Annotated in this window: 28 protein-coding genes and 1 tRNA gene; 14 read left to right on the top strand and 15 right to left on the bottom strand. The window is 64.3% G+C overall.

Going from position 1 to position 19285, the window contains the following annotated elements; all coding sequences use genetic code 11:
• Nucleotides 1-322 precede the first annotated feature (322 nt).
• The gene (locus ASD12_RS32300) at nt 323-1573 is read left to right on the top strand and encodes a hypothetical protein (RefSeq protein WP_056596701.1); all 1251 of its coding nucleotides are present in this window, start codon (nt 323-325) and stop codon (nt 1571-1573) included.
• A 21-nt stretch (nt 1574-1594) separates the two neighbouring features.
• Here ASD12_RS32300 and lipB read toward each other — a convergent pair whose 3' ends face one another.
• Nucleotides 1595-2338, bottom strand: a complete 744-nt coding sequence (gene lipB / locus ASD12_RS32295; RefSeq protein ID WP_056596698.1) for a lipoyl(octanoyl) transferase LipB — start codon at nt 2336-2338, stop codon at nt 1595-1597.
• Between the two features lie 235 nt (nt 2339-2573).
• Between lipB and ASD12_RS32290 the strand changes: the two genes are divergently transcribed.
• Both ASD12_RS32290 and ASD12_RS32285 read left to right on the top strand, forming a co-directional pair.
• A tRNA-Leu gene (locus ASD12_RS32290) sits at nt 2574-2658 on the top strand.
• A gap of 145 nt (nt 2659-2803) precedes the next feature.
• Nucleotides 2804-4165 carry a tyrosine-type recombinase/integrase gene (locus ASD12_RS32285; RefSeq protein ID WP_056596695.1) on the top strand — a complete coding sequence of 454 codons (1362 nt, stop codon included), beginning with the start codon at nt 2804-2806 and terminating at the stop codon, nt 4163-4165.
• On the opposite strand, the gene ASD12_RS32280 is transcribed toward ASD12_RS32285, so the two are convergent.
• From ASD12_RS32280 to ASD12_RS32215, 14 genes are all read right to left on the bottom strand, one after another.
• Nucleotides 4125-4355 (bottom strand): hypothetical protein, encoded by a 231-nt coding sequence (locus tag ASD12_RS32280; protein WP_056596692.1) that lies wholly within the window; start codon nt 4353-4355, stop codon nt 4125-4127. The genes ASD12_RS32285 and ASD12_RS32280 overlap by 41 nt on opposite strands.
• A 5-nt stretch (nt 4356-4360) precedes the next feature.
• Nucleotides 4361-5467: a hypothetical protein gene (locus tag ASD12_RS32275; RefSeq protein ID WP_056596689.1), complete on the bottom strand. Its 1107-nt coding sequence runs from the start codon at nt 5465-5467 to the stop codon at nt 4361-4363.
• Nucleotides 5468-5469: 2 nt separating this feature from the next.
• Nucleotides 5470-5859 carry a hypothetical protein gene (locus tag ASD12_RS32270; RefSeq protein ID WP_056596686.1) on the bottom strand — a complete coding sequence of 130 codons (390 nt, stop codon included), beginning with the start codon at nt 5857-5859 and terminating at the stop codon, nt 5470-5472.
• Nucleotides 5860-5862: 3 nt separating this feature from the next.
• Nucleotides 5863-6219 (bottom strand): HNH endonuclease signature motif containing protein, encoded by a 357-nt coding sequence (locus tag ASD12_RS32265; RefSeq protein WP_056596683.1) that lies wholly within the window; start codon nt 6217-6219, stop codon nt 5863-5865.
• Nucleotides 6219-6743, bottom strand: a complete 525-nt coding sequence (ssb, locus tag ASD12_RS32260; protein ID WP_056596681.1) for a single-stranded DNA-binding protein — start codon at nt 6741-6743, stop codon at nt 6219-6221. The genes ASD12_RS32265 and ssb overlap by 1 nt, the downstream gene beginning before the upstream one ends.
• On the bottom strand, nt 6743-6967 hold the full coding sequence (locus ASD12_RS32255; protein ID WP_056596678.1) for a hypothetical protein: 225 nt from the start codon (nt 6965-6967) through the stop codon (nt 6743-6745). The genes ssb and ASD12_RS32255 overlap by 1 nt, the downstream gene beginning before the upstream one ends.
• A gap of 97 nt (nt 6968-7064) precedes the next feature.
• Nucleotides 7065-7310: a hypothetical protein gene (locus ASD12_RS32250; protein ID WP_056596675.1), complete on the bottom strand. Its 246-nt coding sequence runs from the start codon at nt 7308-7310 to the stop codon at nt 7065-7067.
• Complete coding sequence (locus ASD12_RS32245; RefSeq protein ID WP_056596672.1) at nt 7310-7570, bottom strand: DUF2312 domain-containing protein; 261 nt, start codon at nt 7568-7570, stop codon at nt 7310-7312. The genes ASD12_RS32250 and ASD12_RS32245 overlap by 1 nt, the downstream gene beginning before the upstream one ends.
• A gap of 14 nt (nt 7571-7584) precedes the next feature.
• The gene (locus tag ASD12_RS32240) at nt 7585-8739 is read right to left on the bottom strand and encodes a hypothetical protein (protein ID WP_056596669.1); all 1155 of its coding nucleotides are present in this window, start codon (nt 8737-8739) and stop codon (nt 7585-7587) included.
• A complete protein-coding gene (locus tag ASD12_RS32235) occupies nt 8736-9002 on the bottom strand; it encodes a hypothetical protein (protein WP_056596665.1) in 267 nt (88 codons plus the stop codon). Before ASD12_RS32235 ends, ASD12_RS32240 begins: the two co-directional genes overlap by 4 nt.
• A complete protein-coding gene (locus ASD12_RS32230) occupies nt 9002-9829 on the bottom strand; it encodes a hypothetical protein (protein ID WP_056596662.1) in 828 nt (275 codons plus the stop codon). Before ASD12_RS32230 ends, ASD12_RS32235 begins: the two co-directional genes overlap by 1 nt.
• Complete coding sequence (locus ASD12_RS32225; protein WP_056596657.1) at nt 9826-10422, bottom strand: hypothetical protein; 597 nt, start codon at nt 10420-10422, stop codon at nt 9826-9828. Before ASD12_RS32225 ends, ASD12_RS32230 begins: the two co-directional genes overlap by 4 nt.
• Nucleotides 10423-10544: 122 nt before the next feature.
• Nucleotides 10545-10760 carry an Arc family DNA-binding protein gene (locus ASD12_RS32220; RefSeq protein WP_056596654.1) on the bottom strand — a complete coding sequence of 72 codons (216 nt, stop codon included), beginning with the start codon at nt 10758-10760 and terminating at the stop codon, nt 10545-10547.
• A gap of 380 nt (nt 10761-11140) precedes the next feature.
• Nucleotides 11141-11647 carry a helix-turn-helix transcriptional regulator gene (locus ASD12_RS32215; protein WP_156398693.1) on the bottom strand — a complete coding sequence of 169 codons (507 nt, stop codon included), beginning with the start codon at nt 11645-11647 and terminating at the stop codon, nt 11141-11143.
• Between ASD12_RS32215 and ASD12_RS32210 the strand changes: the two genes are divergently transcribed.
• The 11 genes from ASD12_RS32210 to ASD12_RS32160 all read left to right on the top strand — a co-directional run bounded on the left by ASD12_RS32210 (nt 11630) and on the right by ASD12_RS32160 (nt 19282).
• The gene (locus ASD12_RS32210; protein WP_056596649.1) at nt 11630-12010 is read left to right on the top strand and encodes a helix-turn-helix domain-containing protein; all 381 of its coding nucleotides are present in this window, start codon (nt 11630-11632) and stop codon (nt 12008-12010) included. The two genes, ASD12_RS32215 and ASD12_RS32210, sit on opposite strands and share 18 nt — an antisense overlap.
• Before the next feature lie 125 nt (nt 12011-12135).
• A complete protein-coding gene (locus ASD12_RS32205; protein ID WP_056596645.1) occupies nt 12136-12627 on the top strand; it encodes a hypothetical protein in 492 nt (163 codons plus the stop codon).
• Entirely contained in the window at nt 12628-12972 is a 345-nt protein-coding gene (locus tag ASD12_RS32200) for a hypothetical protein (RefSeq protein ID WP_056596642.1), read from the top strand.
• Nucleotides 12972-13193 (top strand): hypothetical protein, encoded by a 222-nt coding sequence (locus ASD12_RS32195; protein WP_056596639.1) that lies wholly within the window; start codon nt 12972-12974, stop codon nt 13191-13193. The genes ASD12_RS32200 and ASD12_RS32195 overlap by 1 nt, the downstream gene beginning before the upstream one ends.
• The gene (locus ASD12_RS32190) at nt 13190-14506 is read left to right on the top strand and encodes a primase-helicase zinc-binding domain-containing protein (RefSeq protein ID WP_056596636.1); all 1317 of its coding nucleotides are present in this window, start codon (nt 13190-13192) and stop codon (nt 14504-14506) included. Before ASD12_RS32195 ends, ASD12_RS32190 begins: the two co-directional genes overlap by 4 nt.
• Entirely contained in the window at nt 14503-14979 is a 477-nt protein-coding gene (locus ASD12_RS32185; RefSeq protein ID WP_056596633.1) for a hypothetical protein, read from the top strand. The genes ASD12_RS32190 and ASD12_RS32185 overlap by 4 nt, the downstream gene beginning before the upstream one ends.
• Nucleotides 14976-15509, top strand: a complete 534-nt coding sequence (locus ASD12_RS32180) for a GcrA family cell cycle regulator (RefSeq protein WP_056596630.1) — start codon at nt 14976-14978, stop codon at nt 15507-15509. Before ASD12_RS32185 ends, ASD12_RS32180 begins: the two co-directional genes overlap by 4 nt.
• Nucleotides 15506-17464, top strand: coding sequence for a helicase-related protein (locus tag ASD12_RS35675; protein ID WP_244483035.1), 1959 nt, complete (start codon nt 15506-15508; stop codon nt 17462-17464). The genes ASD12_RS32180 and ASD12_RS35675 overlap by 4 nt, the downstream gene beginning before the upstream one ends.
• Nucleotides 17461-17907 (top strand): hypothetical protein, encoded by a 447-nt coding sequence (locus ASD12_RS32170; protein WP_056596626.1) that lies wholly within the window; start codon nt 17461-17463, stop codon nt 17905-17907. The genes ASD12_RS35675 and ASD12_RS32170 overlap by 4 nt, the downstream gene beginning before the upstream one ends.
• Nucleotides 17904-18947 (top strand): DNA methyltransferase, encoded by a 1044-nt coding sequence (locus ASD12_RS32165; RefSeq protein WP_056596622.1) that lies wholly within the window; start codon nt 17904-17906, stop codon nt 18945-18947. Before ASD12_RS32170 ends, ASD12_RS32165 begins: the two co-directional genes overlap by 4 nt.
• Entirely contained in the window at nt 18947-19282 is a 336-nt protein-coding gene (locus ASD12_RS32160) for a DUF2116 family Zn-ribbon domain-containing protein (protein WP_056596619.1), read from the top strand. Before ASD12_RS32165 ends, ASD12_RS32160 begins: the two co-directional genes overlap by 1 nt.
• Nucleotides 19283-19285: the final 3 nt, after the last annotated feature.

Here is a 19285-nt window from a genome sequence, read left to right as displayed (position 1 = left end):
GTCCTCAACCTTTTCTTAACCCTGCTGATTTGATCGCCTGAAAATTCCGGTCGCAGCCGGATTGTGCTCGTTGACATTGAAACAAAATTAGAACAAACTGCGAACATATCAACAACAGGAGAGAGTTATGACCGATCTGGTTCAGGATGTCATCTCACTGGTTTGCATGAGCACCTTTCTCGTTTCCATGGCGATCTGGATCGGCGCCATGTGATTTGGCGGCGTTCGTTGCCGCTGGTCCTGCGCGGTCGAAGACCGTTCCGCCGTTAAGCTTTTCTTGCCGCCGCGACGTTAGGGTGCCCCGAAAGACAAGGAGCGTTGCGTGTCGCCCATCGTCACGGCCATTCTCGTGGCCAGCAATCTCGGGCTGATCTTTCTCTTGATGACCGTGCCGCTTGGTCTGCGCACGATCCGGCTAAGCCGCGTGATAGCAGCGGACCGGCAGCGCCTCTGGCAGGCGCTGTGGCCGCTCGGCAGCGATGCCGGCTGGTCCGGTGAGATACTCTGGGCCGAAGCGCCTGACGGCGAGGGGGTGGCTCGAATCATGCTGTCCTGGGAAGGCCGCGACGGCAGGCCGATCGAGCGCAAGTCGCGGTTTGAAGACGTGGTCGAGGGCAGCCGCTTCTCGATGCGTGTCCTCGAGGACACCGCGCTGGACGCTTCGTTCTGGAAGGATTTTCGCGAAACCGCAGAACTCGTTTCCGAGGGCAACGGTACGCGGGTGACGCTCAGCCAGACCGATCGCTACCGCGGCGTTGCCTTCCTGGTGTTCCGCTATTTCGCCATGCGCCGCGAACTCTCCAAGCTGCAGCGCTGGGCGCGGACCGGGCAATATCGCAAGGGCGGCTGGTTCGAGCATCCGCTGAGCCAGGTCGGCTTCGCCGCGCTGTCGGCATTGATCCTGTGGCCGTTCTTCGGCCTTCATTTCGGCGGGCTGGCGCTGGCGGCGATCCTTACATCGGTTGTCGCCCTGCACGAGCTCGGCCACATGGCGGCGTTTCGCCTGATGGGCCACAACAGGGCGCGGATGATCTTCATTCCGCTGCTCGGCGGCATCGCCATTGGCGGCCGGCCCTATGATAGCCGTTTCGAGGTGGCCTTCGTGGCGCTGATGGGTGCCGGCTTTTCCGCCTTCCTGGTGCCGATCGCAATCGCCGCAAGCACCTTTGCCGGCGCGGAAGGACATCGGCTTGCGGCAATGCTGCTGGCGGCTCTGGCGGGGTTTGCCGCCCTGTTCAACATCGCCAATCTGGTGCCGGTGTGGAAGTTCGACGGCGGCCAGGTGCTGCGTCAGATCTGCCCGGGGCCGATTGCGCTGGCGCTGGCCTCGTTCTTCCTGCTCTCGGCCTTCCTGGCAGTGGGGTGGCGGGCCGGTTTTTCCTCCAATTTTCTGCTCGCTTCGGGAGCGGTGTTTTCGATCCTCAGCCTGCTGACGATGAGCAGCGGGGTAAAGCCGCGTCACGAGCTGAAGCCGATCCACACCATCGACCGCTTCGCCATGGCGGCAGCGCTGCTGGCGGTGTTCGCCATCCATGGCTACGGCGTTTTGTGGGCGTCCGCTCAGCTGATCTGAGCCGTACCGGATCAGGAAGGCTCAACTGGCCTTGCGCGGGGCGTCGACAGGCAAAGCCGTGGCGGGACCGAAGACATCCTCGAAGGCGGATTTCAGCGCCAGATCAAGGTCGGCCATTGTCAGGGGAAGGCCGAGGTCGACAAGACTGGTGACGCCGTGGTCCTGCACGCCGCAGGGCACGATGCCGCTGAAATGGTCGAGGTCCGGCTCGACATTGATGGCGATGCCGTGAAAGCTCACCCAGCGTCGCAGCCGGATGCCAATTGCCGCGATCTTGTCCTCGGCCGGCGAGCCGTCCGGCAAAGCAGGGCGATCCGGTCGCACCACCCAGACGCCAACCCGGTCCTCGCGGCGTTCGCCATGCACGTTGAAGGCGGCGAGCGTGCCGATGATCCATTGTTCGAGTGCTGCGACAAAGGCGCGGACATCCTCGCGCCGCCGCTTGAGGTCAAGCATCACATAGGCGACCCGCTGGCCCGGCCCATGATAGGTGTATTCGCCGCCGCGTCCTGCCGAAAACACCGGGAATCGGTTCGCGTCGATCAGGTCCTCGCCGCGGGCGCTGGTGCCGGCCGTGTAGAGCGGCGGATGTTCGACCAGCCAGACCATTTCGCCGGCGCCGCCGCTTCGGATCGCCTCGGCGCGCGCCTCCATGAAGGCAAGCGCATCGGGATAGGCGGTAAGACCAGGTTCGATGCGCCATTCAACCGGTACTGAGCCGGGGAGCGGCAGGAACGACGTGGCGATCTGGCTGCGTTCTGGCATGGCATTTCGTCTTTTCGCTTATGCATGTCGCGATCCCAAAACCGCCTTGCACTTTTGGGCGCATGCACTTGCCTCCATATGGCGATATCTGGCGCAAACGTCCAGTTCCGGCCCCGCATTCCAATCCTGTGGAGCGTTATGCCAATCGCTGGCGATTATTGCGCTCCGTGCACTTGTTTCGCCGGAAACGATTTGCTACACGCCGCGAGCCGGTGAGTTCCGGCTCCTACCACGTGCGGTCGTGGCGGAATTGGTAGACGCGCAGCGTTGAGGTCGCTGTGGGGCAACCCGTGGAAGTTCGAGTCTTCTCGACCGCACCAGTATTTTCCCCGAAATCGAGCCATAGCGCCTTGATTTCATTGTAGAAAATGACATTCGATTTTTCCGGCCTTGCAAATTTCGCTCGTTTTGTGCCACTAATTGCGCCACACAGCTTGCCCCGATGGGCTTTTTGCAGGTGCGCGCATGGGTCGAAATCGAACCCGAACTGATCCTGACAGATACCTTACCCTTCGGCAGGGGAATTATCACTACAAGCGTCGCGTGCCGGTGACGATCGCGCATCTCGACGAGCGTGCGCCGCACGTGCGCGCCTCGCTGAAGACGGACGATCGCGGACTGGCGCGTCGCAAGCGCGATCTGCTTGAGGCCGCCGATGATGCGCTCTGGGCGTCGCTGATCACCAAGGGCGTCACCGATCCGGCGCGCCGGCGCTACGAGGCGGCAGTCAAGCGGGTCGAGGCGCTCGATTTCACATTCCATGGGGCCGAGTATTTCGAACAGCCGGAGGCGTTTGACGATCTCATGGATCGTATCCGTCACGTGCTTGCCACCGACAATGAGGATCAGATCGCCGATCCGCTGCTCGGGGCCGTGGACGTCCCGAAGATGACGGTGAGCAAGGCATTCGACCTCTATTGTGACGAGATCGTCGCCGACGAGCTGATCGGCAAAAGCCAGGTGCAAAAGGACCAGTGGAAAAAGGTCAAGCGGCGTGCCGTCAACAATTTCATCAAGCTGGTCAGCGACAAGCCGATGGAAGAAATCACCATAGACGATGCCAAGAAGGTCTACCGGCACTGGCTGGGGCGCATCGCGCCCAAGGAAGGCTCGGCGACGGCCGGCGCATCGTCGGGTAACCGCGACCTCGGCAACATGCGCGTCCTCTACGAGGCCTATTTCAAATACCAGGGCGATGCCCGGCGGGAAAATCCATTCGATGGCCTCAGCTTCTCTCTGAAGAAAAAGCGGTCTCGCCCGCCAATCCCGACCGAGTGGATACGTGATACAGTCCTGAAGCCCGGTAATCTTGCCACGCTGAATGAAGAGGCAAGGGGTATCTTGTTGATCCTGATCGAGACCGGGGCGCGACCAAGCGAGATCTGCAATCTGGAACCGCATGCCATCCGCCTTTCCAACAAGGTGCCGCATTTGTCGATCGAGCCGCGCGAAGATCCGGCTAACCCGCGTGAGATCAAGACGGAATCGTCGCGTCGACTGGTGCCGCTCGTCGGTGTCGCACTGGCTGCCGCAGAGCAGCACAAGGCCGGCTTCCCTCGCTACCGAAACCGTGAGAATGATCTGTCGGCAACGCTCAATCATTTTCTGCGCGCGAATTCGCTGCTGCCCACCAGGCTGCACACGGTGTATTCGTTCCGCCATTCCTTTGAGGACCGGATGAAAGAGGCGGGGATCGATGATGAGCTGCGTCGTTTGTTGATGGGGCATACCGTCGACCGGCCGAAGTACGGCTCAGGCGGTTCGCTCGACTGGCGCCGCAAAGAGCTTACGAAGATTGTCCTGCCGTTCGATCCTGCGATCGTGTAAGGCGCGCCCTGGCGGCGGCGAGGATCGTCGATGCCTCGACGCGCTTTTCGCGCTCACGTTCGAGCGCCCGCCAGATGGGCAGGTATAGCTCGGCGCGCGTGCCAAGCTTCTCCATGCGTCTGGCGACGAGATCAAGGCCGGCCTCGATCTCGTCCAGCGTCACCGGCTTTCTTTTGGCGGAACGCGACATAGGTCCTACGCAACCTCGATCGGCTTGCCGTCGACCAGGCGATAGAATGTGTCCGGCTTGACGTCATCCCGACCGGCGATGCCTGCCCATGCGTGCAGGATCTCGCCATTGGTCGAGCGCTCGACCAGGAACAATGCGCAGCCATCCTTGCCGCGTGCCTTGCCTTCAAAGCCCGATGCGGTGGCAGCGCCCCAGCGTCCCGATGCGGTGGCAGCGCCATGGTCGCCCGATGCGGTGGCAGCGCCCTGTCCGCCCGATGCGGTGGCAGCGCCCCAGCGTCCCGATGCGGTGGCAGCGCCCCACCATCCAGATGCGGTGGCAGCGCCTCGCATGCCCGATGCGGTGGCAGCGCCCTGGTCGCCCGATGCGGTGGCAGCGCCCTGGTCGCCCGATGCGGTGGCAGCGCCCCACCATCCAGATGCGGTGGCAGCGCCTCGCGTGCCCGATGCGGTGGCAGCGCCATGGTATCCGGATGCGGTGGCAGCGCCCTGGTCGCCCGATGCGGTGGCAGCGCCCCGGTCGCCCGATGCGGTGGCAGCGCCCTGGTATCCGGATGCGGTGGCAGCGCCCTGGTATCCGGATGCGGTGGCAGCGCCCTGGTCGCCCGATGCGGTGGCAGCGCCCTGGTCGCCCGATGCGGTGGCAGCGCCCTGGCCGCCCGATGCGGTGGCAGCGCCCCCGTGCTTTTCCGACTTGACGCCTTCGCCGTCGCCGGCGGCAAACGAGCCGCTGATCCATTTGGCTCGGTCGAAAACGTATTTCACCGCGGCGGCGATCAGCTCCGGCAGTTCGATCCTTGCCGTCACGGTGATCTGCGCTGACGCGACCTTTGTATCGGTCAAGCCTTCCTCGCGGGCGAACGGTCCGCGCTGCTCGGTCACGGCATATATGCTGGTCGAAGGTGCATAGTGCCCGAGCACGCCAAGCGGGTGCTCGCAGGCGTGAAAGCCGCGCTCGCAGGCGACGATCTCGCCGCTGATCGTGTAGGCCTTGCCGAATTCGTACTGGAAACCACGGCAGGTCATGTCTGGGTTGAAGCCTTTATAGGTGATGATCGGCGCGTCGACCTGGTCGGCGGCGACGGCAGCGGCGGATTTTTTCGTGCGGGCCATTTTCAGATGGCCTTCCAGGGGCAAGGCTCGCCAGGTGCGGCGCTGAAGAACGCGACGATCAGCCGGTGCAGAGCGGGTGCATTTTCAGGGAGACGGGCAAGGCCGGTGCCCAGACCGTCGGTCGGGACGTAGATCGTCAGGCCTTGATTGAGGGCCAGCGCGACGTCGCCGAGATCGTCGACGACGGTGGCGAGCGCCAGCGGATCATCCGGCCGATAGTAGCGGCCCGGCGCATAGAGCGTGGCAACGCCGATCGCGTTCGGCTCGCCGCGCATGGATGCTGCCTGGCCGCCAAGGCCGACGCGCCGCGTGTTGTCGCCGAAGACGAAGCGCGCCTCGCGCTCCGCATGCAGCATGTCGCGGGTGATCCAGGGGAGATATTTTACCGGCATGACCTATCCCTTTCGCGATTGCCGCGCTTCATCGCGTCGCTTCTGGTTCTGCTTGTGGGTCACCATTTCGAGGTGATCCTCGCGCACGCAGCGGCGCATGCGGCATTTGTGGTCGAGCTGCTTCTTGCCGGGGATGATGCCGTTCTCGTTGGTCCAGCTGACCTTGTGGACGGCCATCGTCTGGCCATCGAGCGGCATGCGGGGATAACCGCCGCCGCGCCCGTTGCCGCTGTCTTGACCGGTCCACAGATGACAGGGCGACGGCTGGCCGTTGGCGTCGACATAGCCGGTGTCGACGATCTCGACGCAGGCCATGACGCGCATGCGGATGCGCTCGCGGCGGGACAGCGGCGCGTTCATCAGAAGGGGATCTCGTCGTCGAGTTCGCGGCTTCCGCCGCCGACAGCGCCGGCACCGCGGCCGGCCTGCGCCTGGCGGGTGCGTTCCTCGACCGCGCGGCGGTCGTCGGTCTCGCGTGATCGCTGGCTGCCATAGTCTTCGGCACCCTCGGCGCCGGGCGGGCGGTTCGACGGCAGCTTGTCGAGCATCTGGATCTCGCCGCGAAAACGGTTCAGCACCGTTTCGGTGGTGTAGCGCTCGATGCCGTCCTGATTGGTCCATTTGCGGGTCTGCTGCTGGCCCTCGACATAGACCTTCATGCCCTTCTTCAGGTATTTCTCGGCAACTTCGGCCAGCTGGGTGTTGAAGACGACGACCGAATGCCATTCGGTGCGTTCCTTGCGCTCGCCGCTGTCCTTGTCCTTCCAGCTTTCGCTGGTCGCCATGCGGAACGAGACGATCGGGTCGCCGGCATGGCTGCGGCGCACTTCCGGATCGGCGCCGAGATTGCCGACCAGGATGACCTTGTTGACGCTGCCGGCCATCAGGCAAACCTTTCGTTTAGCTGGCGGTGCCAGTCGCTGTCGCGCGGCATCGAATCGAGCATGTCATCGACCTGGCTTCGGAAAGCCTTCTGCGCGATGTTCAGCTTGTTGAGCGCATCGGTTTCTTCATTGTGCGCGGCACTGGTGATCTTCTGGCGATCCTCATAGATCTGCTTGGCCGCAAGCAGATCGTGTTCCAGTTCGGCCAAGGTTTTCTTCGCCATCAGTGCACCGCCAGCCAGGCGAAGGCGCAGACGATGCCGATGACGATGCCGATGACGGCAACCCAGCCGTCAGCGGTTGCGTGATTGCGGTAGGCGCTCATGGTTCCACTCCCATGTCGACCAGCGCCTGGTTGGCGTTGGCGATCTGTTGATCGAGCGAGGCGGTGACATCGGCGATGATCTTGGCCAGGTAGCCGGCCGACAGCACGATCTCGCTGCTGTCCTTGCCGTCGCCGGCCATCAGCGCGACGCGCTGCGTGGTGACGAGGTCGCGCACCCGCTGCGCGGTCTTGCGTTCGTCGAACAGCCTGCGGGCGGCCTCGATGTTGGCTTGCGTCAGCATCACACCATCCCCAGCGCGGCCATGTAGAGTTCAAGGATCGTCTCGGCCTCCTGCCGGGCGGCCGGGTCCTTGCGGCGCATGGCGACGATCACGCGCATGGCCGGCACGTCGAAGCCGGTGCCCTTGGCTTCGGAGTAGACTTCGGAGATGTCCTCGTTGATGGTGCCGCGTTCCTCCTCCAGGCGCTCGATGCGCTCAATGAAGGCGCGCAGCTGGCCGGCGGCGACGGTCTGCGAAGTCTCGGTGATGTCATCAGCCATTGGGCGATCTCCGGTTAAAAGCGCATCTGCATGAGGAGAAAAGAAGAACGCTCGCTGTCGGGCAGCATGCGCACGCCGACCGGGTTGTCGGCGCAGGGCGCGAAGGTGACTTTTGAGCCGCCGGCGGCTGCGAGCGCGTCCCTGATGTAGCGGCAGTTGACGACGATCGGCTCGCCTGATCCCTCGACCTCGCAGTCGATCAGATCCTCGGCGTCGGAATCGTTGCCCTTGATCTCCAGCCGCAGGCCGCCGTCGACCGGCGTCATGCGGATCGGCCTGGCGGTCTCTGCCTTGCCCTTGCCGTCCTTGCGCGGCAGCACCAGCAGCCTGCCGATCGCCGCGTCGAGCGCCTTGGCAGGGACTGAGATGCGGAAGGCGCCGGGCGCCTGCATCAGCCTGTTGTATTCCGGGAAAGTGCCGTCGATCAGCTTCGAGGTGACGCGGATCGCTTCCGCTTCAATGGTGATGATCGCCGCGGTGCCGGCAATGGTCACTTCGCTTTCGTCGCCGTCGAAGATGCGGATCAGTTCCTTGACCGTGCGGTCGGGGATGGTGACGCCGCGGTAGCCGCCATCGCGTGGCCGGAAGTCGCCCTGCAGCTCAGGCGCGTCGACGCCGATGACGTGGACGCGGTGGCCGTCGGTGGCGGCGCCCCGCAATTCGCTGTCGGTGACATGCAGCAGCACGCCCTGGATGTAGTGGCGGGTTTCGTCCATCGCCTTTTCGCAGGTGCGCAGCAGATCGACCAGTTCGTTGGCGCGGATCTGGAACGACCAGTCCTGCGCGCCGGCGCCGATCAGGAAGAAATCCGAACCGGGCAGCACCGGCATGGTCAGCCGACCCTTGCCGCAGCGGGCGACGACCGTCTTCATCTCGGCGTCGAAGTCGAGCGTGCCGGCATCGTCGCCCCCGCCTTGTCCACTAAAAGAGCCGTCACGGGCGATGAAGAAATCAAGCACGGCGCGCGGGATGGCCGACAGCGTCGCCGACCCCTCGCAGGCAATCGTCGCGCAGGCCTCGATGTCCATGTCGGACATGGTCAAGGTCAGTTTTTTCTTCGCCACTTCGAGGCGCGCATGGTCGAGGATCTCGATGTTGCGCGAGCCGCCGGGAATGTTGCGGATGGCCTTGGCGGCTTCGGCGAAGGCGGCGACGGAAAACTTGATCATCGGGCGGCCCTCGCGACGACTGCGGCAGCGGCATTCGCCTGGACGCTGGCCTTGTAGCTGGCGACGGCACGGTCGTGGCGCGCGTCGATCTCGGCTTCGGACGGGAAGGGTCCGGCCTGCGGTGCGTTGCGCGCTGCAATCAACCGGGCGCGCGCTTCCCAAGTCATCAGGCCGGGGCAATAGTCGCGGGCCTTTTCATAGGCTTCGTGGCATTTCCCTTCGACAATGAGATCGCAGATCTCTTCGAGTTTGGGAGACAGCATCACACCCTCCTGGCGTTTGGGCACAGCTTCGCCAGCCGGTCGCGGTATTCTTCCGCCGCCCTGGCCACCGGCCATGCCGTCAGCCCGCCGCGCAGCCTGATCGGCCTGGCCTGGTCTATTCGTGCGCCCCAGCTCTTCGGCGCCGGCATCAGCAATTGCCGCTGCTCGGTCGCCAGCATGCGCAGGTCGAAATCGGCGATTGCCGCGCGGTAGGTCTTGGCCGGCGGCGGCAGGCCGGCGGCGCGCCAGATCGCCATGTCGAGCCGCGCCTTGGCGGTGGCGATCAGCGTCTCGACCATGCCGTGCGCCGCGCCGCCATAGAGTTCGGCGGCGATCGTCGCCAGCCATTTGGCCACCGGCGTCGTCATGTCGCCGAAGACGAATTCATGCGCGTCATGCAGCAGGAAGTAGGCCGCGATGTTGGCATCGCGGGTTTCCTCCATCGCCGCATCGGCGCCGACGACACAGTGCTGCGCCACGCAATAGGTGTTGCCAGGCACATGGCCGCCAAAGCGGCAGATGCGCGCCAGGCCCTCGGCGACGTCGCCATGCAGGTCGATGTCGAGCGCGGAAAAACCGGTCATCGGAAAGGCGCGGCCGGTGATGGTCTGCTTCCAATAAGAATGGTCGGGAGCTTTCTCCCCCCTTGAGGGGGAGATGGCCGGCAGGCCAGAGGGGGTCGGTTCGACCGGTTGAGGGCCAGATGGCGCCGGCGCTTCACGGCCGGCGACCCCCTCTGTCGGCTGCGCCGACATCTCCCCCTCAAGGGGGGAGAGTGCCCGGCGCTTGATCTTGCGGCCGTCTTCGAAAACCAGTTGCGTCTTCATATGTGCTCGCCCCGGTGCACGGTCGCCTTCTGTTCGGCGGCGACGGCGTAGATGACGCGGTTGGCCTCGCGTTCGAGCAGCGGCAGGCGGCGCAGGAAGGATTTCAGGAAGCCGATGGCGCGTTCGGATTGCGACCACCACGGGTCGAGCTTGAATGCGGAGCGCGCCTTGCAATAGCGCTGCCAAAGCTCTTGCGCGGCATCCTCACTGGTTTCGTCCAGCCCGGCCGTCTTCGGCATGATGTGCGCGGCGCTGGCAATTGCCTTTTCGATGATCTGCGGTACGCGGTCGCCGATCGGGGCGATGTCGCGGACGAAGCTTTCGGCGAGGATCAGCTTGGCTTCCGGCAGATGGGCGAGGATCTCGCCGACCGAAAAGCCGAGCACGGAGAGATCCTTTTCGGTGGCGCCGTTGCCGCAGCCGGCGATCTCGGCCAGGGCGTCGGCCAGTTCGATCGCGCGGGGGTTGCGCCCGCCGCTGCCGGCTTCGGGATGCTCGACGCGGCGGGCGTCGCTGAAGCGATGGCCAGGCCTGCCGGCGAGGCTGGCAGGGATCGGCGCGGCGGTTTCGGATTGACTGCGGGTTTGATGCACGGCGCGCCTCCATCGGGGTTGACGAAAGCGGATAATATGCGCAAACGGATAACAGTCAACACAGAAAAATGCGCAAACGGATAAAACTTTCTGGGGGAGAGATGGCCGCGCGAGCTTGGACTTTAGTCCATCTGCCCCTTGTCGAGGATTGCCAGCGCCTCGGCCAGCAGACCCGCAGCCCTGCGGCGATCATCGTCGCCGGGCGAAAAGGACCGGTCGAGCCGTGCCGCGATCTCGGCATTCATGCTGCGGCCGCTATCGGCCGCCGCGATCTTCAGGTGCCGCACCATCGAGGGCGACAGGCGGATATGGATGGTGAGGCGGTCTGGCGGCGGCATGTCCGACTTTATGGACGGAATTGCCGGCGCCGGAAATCAGTCCACCGCTGCTACAAATGTCCCATACATGCTATATGTTTTCCCCGCTATCCACAGGTCATCGTTACACTTTGAAATAAAGCAGTGAGCGACCGTCAATAGTTGTATTCGTAGAATTCGTATCAAAACGGGACACCGCGCCGCCAGCAACGGTGTTGACAAAGGAGAAGGAAATTGTTCCTATTCGCAAGCCTCGGGGCTCGGGATTTCAGAAATGATCCACTACATGCCACGTGAGAAAACGCGCGGCGAAGACGCGCTGCAAACGTTGCGCGCCATGGCATTCGGTATCTGGCCACTTGATCCGGCGTTGCGCATCGAGCGCGACGCCGCCTCGATCGCTAGCGCGATGGCAACGATTCACGGCGGGGCATGGCGGGTTGAGATAGATCATCAGCACCAGATTGTTCTGATCCGCCCGCGTTAGCTTTCAACGCATTGGAAATCACCGCGAAGGCGACGTCGATGTCTCTGTTTGTGAGGCCTTCGATGCGGCGCAGCGCGGCCAGGATCTCCTGGTCGCCGCGGATCGGGCGTTCGCCCTCCGCCCGGCCGCTCTCGACGATCTGCCTGTAGACCAGGTCGATGCCGTCGCGATGGTCACCGCGCGGCTCGGCGCCCTGGACCAGCCAGCGGTTGATCGTCGACTGGCCGACGGAAAACACCTCCGCCAGTTTCTGCTGCTTCCAGCCGGTCGCCTTCATGATGGCGCGCAACTTCTCTTCGATGGTCATGGCCGGAACGCTGGCACGGGCCACGGATAAAGAAAAATCCGTTCGCGCATAATTTTCCGCTTGCGAACTATCCGTTTGCGCATAATATGCGTCGTCATGAGCGCCATCAGACATATCCGTGTCCATATCTTCGGGGTTACCCAAGCTGAATTCGCAGTTCTGGCCGGCGTCGCGCAGGCCAGCGTGTCGCGATGGGAGACCGGCGTCGCGCCGTCACTCGACGATATGACGGCCATCCGCGAGGCTGCCATCGCGCGCGGCATCGCCTGGGACGATGCCTGGTTCTTCGAAATTCCCATTGATGTGACCGAGCCGGTGACGGCTGAACCGGTCGGTGAGCCGCAGCGGCCCGCCGCCGGCAACCCTGACGATTTCGACGCCGCACCCCTCGGTGTCGCGGCCGGTCCCGTTTTCCCCAATGCCTCCCAGGCCGGGACCGGCCTTTCCCATCGCAAGATCGAGGAGACGGCGGAATGAGCGGCAGAGCATGTGGGCCTCCTTTGTTTAGACATCACTAACGTAATCACCATCCACACCTTCCCACTACGGGAAACGCCGCCGGGTTTTCCCGGCGCGGGAACTCTTGTCCAGAGGTCGAGAAAATGTCGGATGCCTTGCCCACCGCCTGGTTCTATCGGCTGAAAGCCGCGCAGCGCGACCTGATCGCACGCGCCGGCGGTATCGAACGCTCGGCCGACCTGTCATCGATGTCGAAAAGCCAGATGGGGCGGTTCAACAATGCCGGCGATCCCGACCTGATGCCGCTGCCGGCGGTGCTGCTGCTGGAGGCCGAATGCGCGGCGCCGCTGGTGACGGCGGTGATGGCCGAACTCAACGGCCGCCGCCTGGCCGACGCCGAGATCGGCGACGCCGCCAATGCCTCGATCATGGCCAGCCATGCCGAGGTGGTGGTGCAGGCCGGCGAGCTGATGGCCAAGGGCGCCATCGCCTTCGCCGATGGCCGGCTGACGCCTTCCGAGGCCGCAGGCATCGACCGCTCGGCCGCCTCGCTGGAAAGCGCCGTGTCCGACCTGCGCCGCGCCGCCGCAACCGCGCGCGCCAACGGGCTGTCGGTGGTCGGGGGCACGAAATAGATGCAGCGCCAGCCCGTCCGCTCCTTCATCGGCACCCTTGCCGTCTCCGGCCTGCTCGCCGGCCTGGTGCTGGCCGGCACGCATGGCCGCGCATGGCCGCACGACGCGCCGACCGGCTGGGCCTATCCGATCGGCTGCTGTTCCGGCATCGACTGCCGCGAGGTGAACGACGCCGACATCGTCGAGGGCGCGCGCGGCTACGAGATCCGCAAGACCGGCGAACTGATCCCAATGACCGATCCGAAGGTCAGGCAAAGCCCTGACGGCCGCTTCCACTGGTGCAGCGTCCAGGGTCGCGACGACAGCCGCACGCTCTGCCTGTTCGTGCCGGGAAGGGGATCGTGATGGCTGCCGATCGCGCCGAAATTCGCAAGGCTTCAAAGCGCGTCCTGAAGGCCGTCGAGGGCATGCATCCGGTCGACGCGATGGCGGCGCTGGAAACCGTTGTCATGAACATGGTCGCGGATCTTGCCCGCGATCTCGACGATGCCAATCGCGGCCTTGATGCGGTCATTGGCGACCTGCGGATCGGTCTGCAGATGCGGTTTCCGGGGACGATGCAATGATCCCGGCGGAAACCGTATCCCGCGCGCGTGACATGTCGATCGTCGACGTCGCGCTGGCGCTGGGTGCTGCCGAGGCGGTGAAGATCGACGAGCGCGGTGTGCCGTGCCCGGTCTGCGGCGGGCGCGACCGGTTTTCCATCGACAAGGCCAAGAACGTTTTCCTATGCCGGACCTCGACCGCCGGCGGCGATCCGATCGCCCTGGTGCAGCATGTGCACCAATGCAGCTTCGCCGAGGCGATCGAGCAGCTGACCGGCGAAAAGCCGCTGGCTACGGCCAAGCGTGCGCCGGAGCAGAGCGACGCGGATAAAAATGTCTGGCGCGAAAAGGCACGGCGCCGCGCCTGGCGCATCTGGCAGAACGGCGCGCCGATAGAGCCCGAGCGCGGCGGTCATTGGGTGCGCGATTATTTTTCGCTGCGTGCGATCCCTTTCCCCGCATGGAAGATCAAGGCGCTGCGCGAAGTGTCGGCCCTGCCTTATTGGCATCGCGCCAAAGGCGGCGACGAATTCAAGGTCATCCACACCGGGCCGGCCATGATGGCCGCGATCACCAGGCCGGACGGCCACTTCATCGGCGTTCACCGCACCTGGCTTGATTTTTCCCGCGCCAACGGCAAGGCGGCAATCGCCGATCCCGACAGCGACGATGTGCTGGACGCCAAGAAGGTCGAGGGCTCGCAAAAGGGCGGCAAGATCGTGCTTCGCTTCATCGAGCCGCTGACAGAACCGCTGGGCGGCGTCTGCGTGCTCGGCGAGGGCATCGAGACGGTGCTGTCCTGGGCGGCAATCAACGCAGGCATGGACGCGACGCTGCTCTGCGGACTGAACATCGGCAACATCGCCGGCAAGGCGGCCGAGATGATCCCGCATCCGTCGCTGACCATGACCGACAGGATTGGCCGCAAACGGCGCCAGAAGGTCGGCGGCCATGAGCCGGACCTGTCCGACACCGACTGTCTGCAGATCCCGGCCGACGATTTCGAGCGGCTGATCTTGCTCGGCGACAGCGACAGCGACCGCTTCACCACGCAGGCGGCAATGCTGCGCGCCCGCAACCGTTTCGAGCTGACCGGCCATGACGCCGTCATCGACTGGGCACCGGACGGGCAGGATTTCAACGATGTGCTTCGTGAAATGCGCCGCACACTCTCCCCCCTTGAGGGGGAGATGTCGGCAAAGCCGACAGAGGGGGTCGCCAGACGTGAAGCGCTGGCGCCACCGGCCTCTCAACCGGTCGAACCGACCCCCTCTGGCCTGCCGGCCATCTCCCCCTCAAGGGGGGAGATCAGGCGCACCGTGAGGGCTTCATGACGGGCGGATCGCTGTCGACGCCGGAACCGGCGGGCATCTGGTTTCGCTTCTCGGTCAAGTGCGACCGGCTGACCAATGCACGAATAGAGAAGGCGGCGAAGGCCGCCGGCCTGAGCGCGACCAGCTTCGTGCAGAAGCATTTCGAGGCCATCCTGACGGCACAAACGGCGCCGGCCGCGCCGCCGCCGTCGACGGCGCCTGCCGATGTGACGCGCGATTTCGACGTGGCCAAAAGCGTCGGCATCACGGTGACGGCGCTGCGCCTGTACCGGGCGATGGATTGCGCCAAGGACGGCAACGGCCACGTGCAGATGTCGGTGCTGGGGCTCGCCGATGCGGCTGGCGTGGCGCCGGCCTCGGTCAAGACCTTTCAACAAAAGCTGATGCGTCGCGGGCTGATCAGGCAAGTCAGGCCGGCCAGCCACCGCACGCCGGCGATCTACCATGTCTTTTCGATAGGGGACCAATCATGAGCGAGTGGAGCCAGGCCGAGATCGAGACGCTGCGCAGGCTGGCCGGCGAAGGGTTTTCCGCCAGCCAGATCGGCGCCAAGATGGGGCGCGGCCGCAATTCCATCATCGGCAAGATCCACCGCCTGCATGGCGATGGCGGCAGACTGACGCGGCCAGCCGGCAATGATCGCCCGAAGCGGGAGGCGCCGCGCCGCACCCGCCCGGCGCCGCGCCCGCCGAAGCCGGTGCTGGTGTTCGAACGGCCGCAGGTCTACGTGCCTTGCGCCAGTCTGCCGGCGACGCTGCCGGTCGCCTTCCTCGACGCGGTCACCGCGAAAAAGTGCCTGCACTTCATCGGCGACCCGTTCGGGCCGGATGGGCCTGACATGCCGGTGTGCGGCGCCGAGCGCTCGGAAGCGGCGGGAACGGTGCCGTATTGCCGGCGCCATTTCAACAGCGCGCATCGCGAGGCGCCCCCCTCTGGCCTGCCGGCCATCTCCCCCACAGGTGGGGAGATCGATAATCGCCAGCGCCGGGCGGTGCCGGCATGACGCTGCAGGCCTATCACGATTTCCTCGCGCAGAAGCGCGTCGCCGATGTCGCCAGCGGGCTGGTGACGCTGCCGGAACTGCCGGATTTTCTCTTTCCGCATCAGCGCGACATCGTGCGATGGTCGCTGCGGCGGGGCAGGGCTGCGGTCTTCGCCGGCACCGGGCTTGGCAAGACGCTGATGGAGCTGGTCTGGGCGCGCGTCGTCGCCAACCATACCGGCAAGCCGACGCTGCTCTTGGCGCCGCTGGCGGTCAGCCACCAGCACGAGCGCGAGGCCCGCGAATTCGGCCTGTCGGCCAAGGTGGTGACGCGCGACGGCGTTGCCGACGAGACGGTCATAACGAATTACCAGAAGCTCGACCAGTTCGACCTGACGAACTATGGCGGCATCGCGCTCGACGAAAGCTCGATCCTGAAAAGCTATGACGGGCATTACCGGACAAAGCTGATCGAACTGGCGAAGCCGATCCCGTTCCGACTGGCCGCCACCGCGACGCCGGCGCCGAACGACTTCATGGAGCTGGGCAACCATGCCGAATTCCTTGGCGTGATGTCCTATTTCTCGATGCTGGCGACGTTCTTCACCCATGACGGTTCGGAAAGGCGCAACTGGCGGCTGAAGGGCCACGCCGAGAATGATTTCTGGCGATGGATGGCATCGTGGGCGGTGATGCTGCGCAAGCCGTCCGACCTCGGCTATTCCGACGAGGGCTATGAGCTGCCGCCGCTGACCAAGCGCCTGCATGTCGTCGAGACCGGTTCGCATTGGGAAGACGCCGGCCAGTTCTCGCTGCTGCCGGTGCAGGCGAAGACGCTGCACGAACGCCAGACGGCTCGCAAAGACACCAGGGATGATCGCGTAAAAAAGGCGGTCGAGATCGTGACGAAAGCGCTTTCCGAAGGCAATATGGACCCATGTGGAAGCCAGAATACGCCAAGCGCCGTCGCGAAAAAGCAAAAGCCGATCCCGAGTATCGCGCCAAGCGAAATGCTCAGGGCAACGGAACCGACAAAGATAAGCGAGCGGAATACAACCGCGAGTGGGCAGCCAGAAACGGCGACCACATCAAGCGATATCGCGAAGAGACAGCCGACAGGCGCAACGAGCGTCGACGCGAGCGATACGCCAGCGACGACGAATACAGGGAATCCGCCAAGGCATCAGCCCGGTTGCGCGACCCAGCCGCAAAGCGCAACGCACGACTGCGATCCAGCTTCGGAATCAGCACCGAAGAATATGACCGGATGCTTGCCGCACAAGGTGGCGGATGCGCCATCTGCGGCATTGACAGGGCCGACAGGCGAGGCTGGAAACTTCACGTCGACCATTGCCACGACACAGGAGATGTCAGGGGATTGCTCTGCTCATCCTGCAACATCGGACTTGGCAAATTCGCCGACGACGTCGACCGGCTCGACCGGGCGATCGGCTATATCCTCGCTTCCAGGAAATGAGCCTTGGCTCGTCTGGTGCAACCTCAATTCGGAGCATGATGCCCTAGAGGCGGCTTTCGGTTCGCGCTGTCTCTCGGTTCGCGGGTCCGCCAGCGATGCCGAGAATGAGCGTGCCATTGCCCGATGGCTGGCGCGCGAGCGGCCGATCATGATCAGCAAGCCGTCGATGCTCGGCTTCGGCCTTAACTTTCAGCTCTGCGCCAACATGGTTTTCGTCGGCCTGAACGACAGTTTCGAGCAGGTCTACCAAGCCGTCAGACGATGCTGGCGGTTTGGCCAGAAGCGGCCCGTCATGGTCCATTTCATCGCCGCCGACACCGAGGGCGCGATCATCGCCAATCTCGACCGCAAGGAAGCCGACGCCGAGCGCATGGCGGCGGCGATGGTGCGGCACATGGCCGACCTGTCGTCGGTCGCGGTGCGCGGTGCGGCGCTGGAGCGGCACGATTACCAGCCGAAACAGAAGTTGCGGCTGCCGGCATGGGAGGAATTCGCATGAGCGATGATCAAGTTGTATGGCTCGAATTGCGTGAACCGCGTTGCGTGCCGGAGCGCAAAGGACCGTTCAAACAGCCCGCTCTTGCTGCGACGCTTCGCGAATTCATGGACGCAAGGCCGCAGGCATTTATCACCGTCATCTCGTTTGACAGCTACGGACGCCCGAGCCTTCAGGATGGGCCTGAAGCGTTGTTGATAGCGGATGGCAGGTCAAGAGGACGCGCCGATCGACACCGCAAGACGAGCATCGAAGCATTTGCGGTTAGCGTCTACGCCGATCTTATCGGGAGGACGCCACCTCAGTCGTCAGAGGCTGCGGCGTATCTGAAATGCATCGAGTACGCCCGACAACAAGATCGAGCATGGGTGCCCGACAGCCTCTGGGGCAATATCGTGCGGGACATCGAGCAGTTCGCCATCCGCTCGACCGGTGGCGCCTCATGAAAAAGCTTCCCGCCATCAAAGCCGTCGATCAGGACGTCACCGACCGCTACGCCATCTATCAAGGCGACAGCTGCGAACTGATCCGGGCGGTGCCGGGCGACAGCGTGCATTTCGGTGTCCATTCGCCGCCCTTCGAGGGCCTCTACAAATTCTCCGGCTCGGATCGCGACCTGTCGAATTCTGAAGGCGCAACCTTCTGGCAGCATTATCAGTTTCTGATCTCGGAAATGCTGCGCATCACCATGCCCGGCCGCATCCAGGCGGTGCATGTCATGCAGCTGCCGACCTCGAAGCGCCGCGACGGTTTCATCGGCATGCGCGATTTCCGCGGCGAGGTGATCCGCGCCTGGCAGGATGCCGGCTGGCAGTTCCATTCCGAGGTCTGCATCTGGAAGAATGCCGTGGTGGCGCAGGCGCGGTCGAAATCGCACCGGCTCAACCACAAGCAGGTGGTGAAGGATTCGACCATCTCCGGCCAGGCGCTGGCCGATTACATCGTCGCCTTCCGCAAGCCCGGCGACAATCCCGAGCCGGTCAGCGGTGCGCTGAAGCGCTATGTCGGCGAAGGTGACGGGCCGGACTTTGCGAAATTCACGACCGACAATGACAGCCGCAACTGGTTTTCGATCGAGGTGTGGCAGCGCTATGCCTCGCCGGTGTGGATGGATATCCGCCAATCCCGCACCCTGCAGTACCTGACGGCCAAGGATGCCGGCGACGAGGCGCATATCGCGCCGCTGCAGCTGGACGTCATCGAGCGCTGCATCGATTTGTGGTCCAACCCCGGCGACATCGTCTTCACGCCGTTCCTCGGCATCGGCTCGGAAGTCTGGGCGGCGGTGCAATCGGGCCGGCGCGGCCTCGGCTTCGAGCTGAAGGACAAGTACTTCCGCCAGGCGCGCATCAACATGACGCGCGAGATTGCGGCGGTTTCGGCTGACGCGCTGGCTTCGCTGGCGCCGCAGGACAGCGACGACGAGGCCGACGACGCGCCAGTGGGCACTGACGAGGCGGCATCCCGCCTGGAGGGTGTTGCCTGATGGCGCGTGTACACGCTTGCCTTGAATGCGGCGAGGGGACGTCCCGAGATGGGGAATTCTGTTCGGACAAGTGCCGCAGCGACTGGAACAACCGTCGCAAGCAGCGTGGCGCCGAGCTTTATGACCTCTACATGGCGCACCGGTTCGATCGCGCCACTGCCAAGGATCTGCGCGTCTTCCAGGCGATTAACCGCATGGCGTCGAATTTCCGCCAGGAGGATCGCAGCGAGCGCGCCGGCCGGCAGTCGTGGCGTCGGCCAAGCGCTGTGCTCGATGAACGGCCGTATCTGCGCAGCGTGACGACGCGCGTGCGCATGGGGCGGATGGGCGGCTGACTG

The organism is Mesorhizobium sp. Root102, from assembly GCF_001425625.1.
GTDB lineage: Bacteria > Pseudomonadota > Alphaproteobacteria > Rhizobiales > Rhizobiaceae > Mesorhizobium.
The sequence above is the reverse complement of the archived record's forward strand: the minus strand, read 5'-3'. Positions and strand labels throughout refer to the sequence as shown.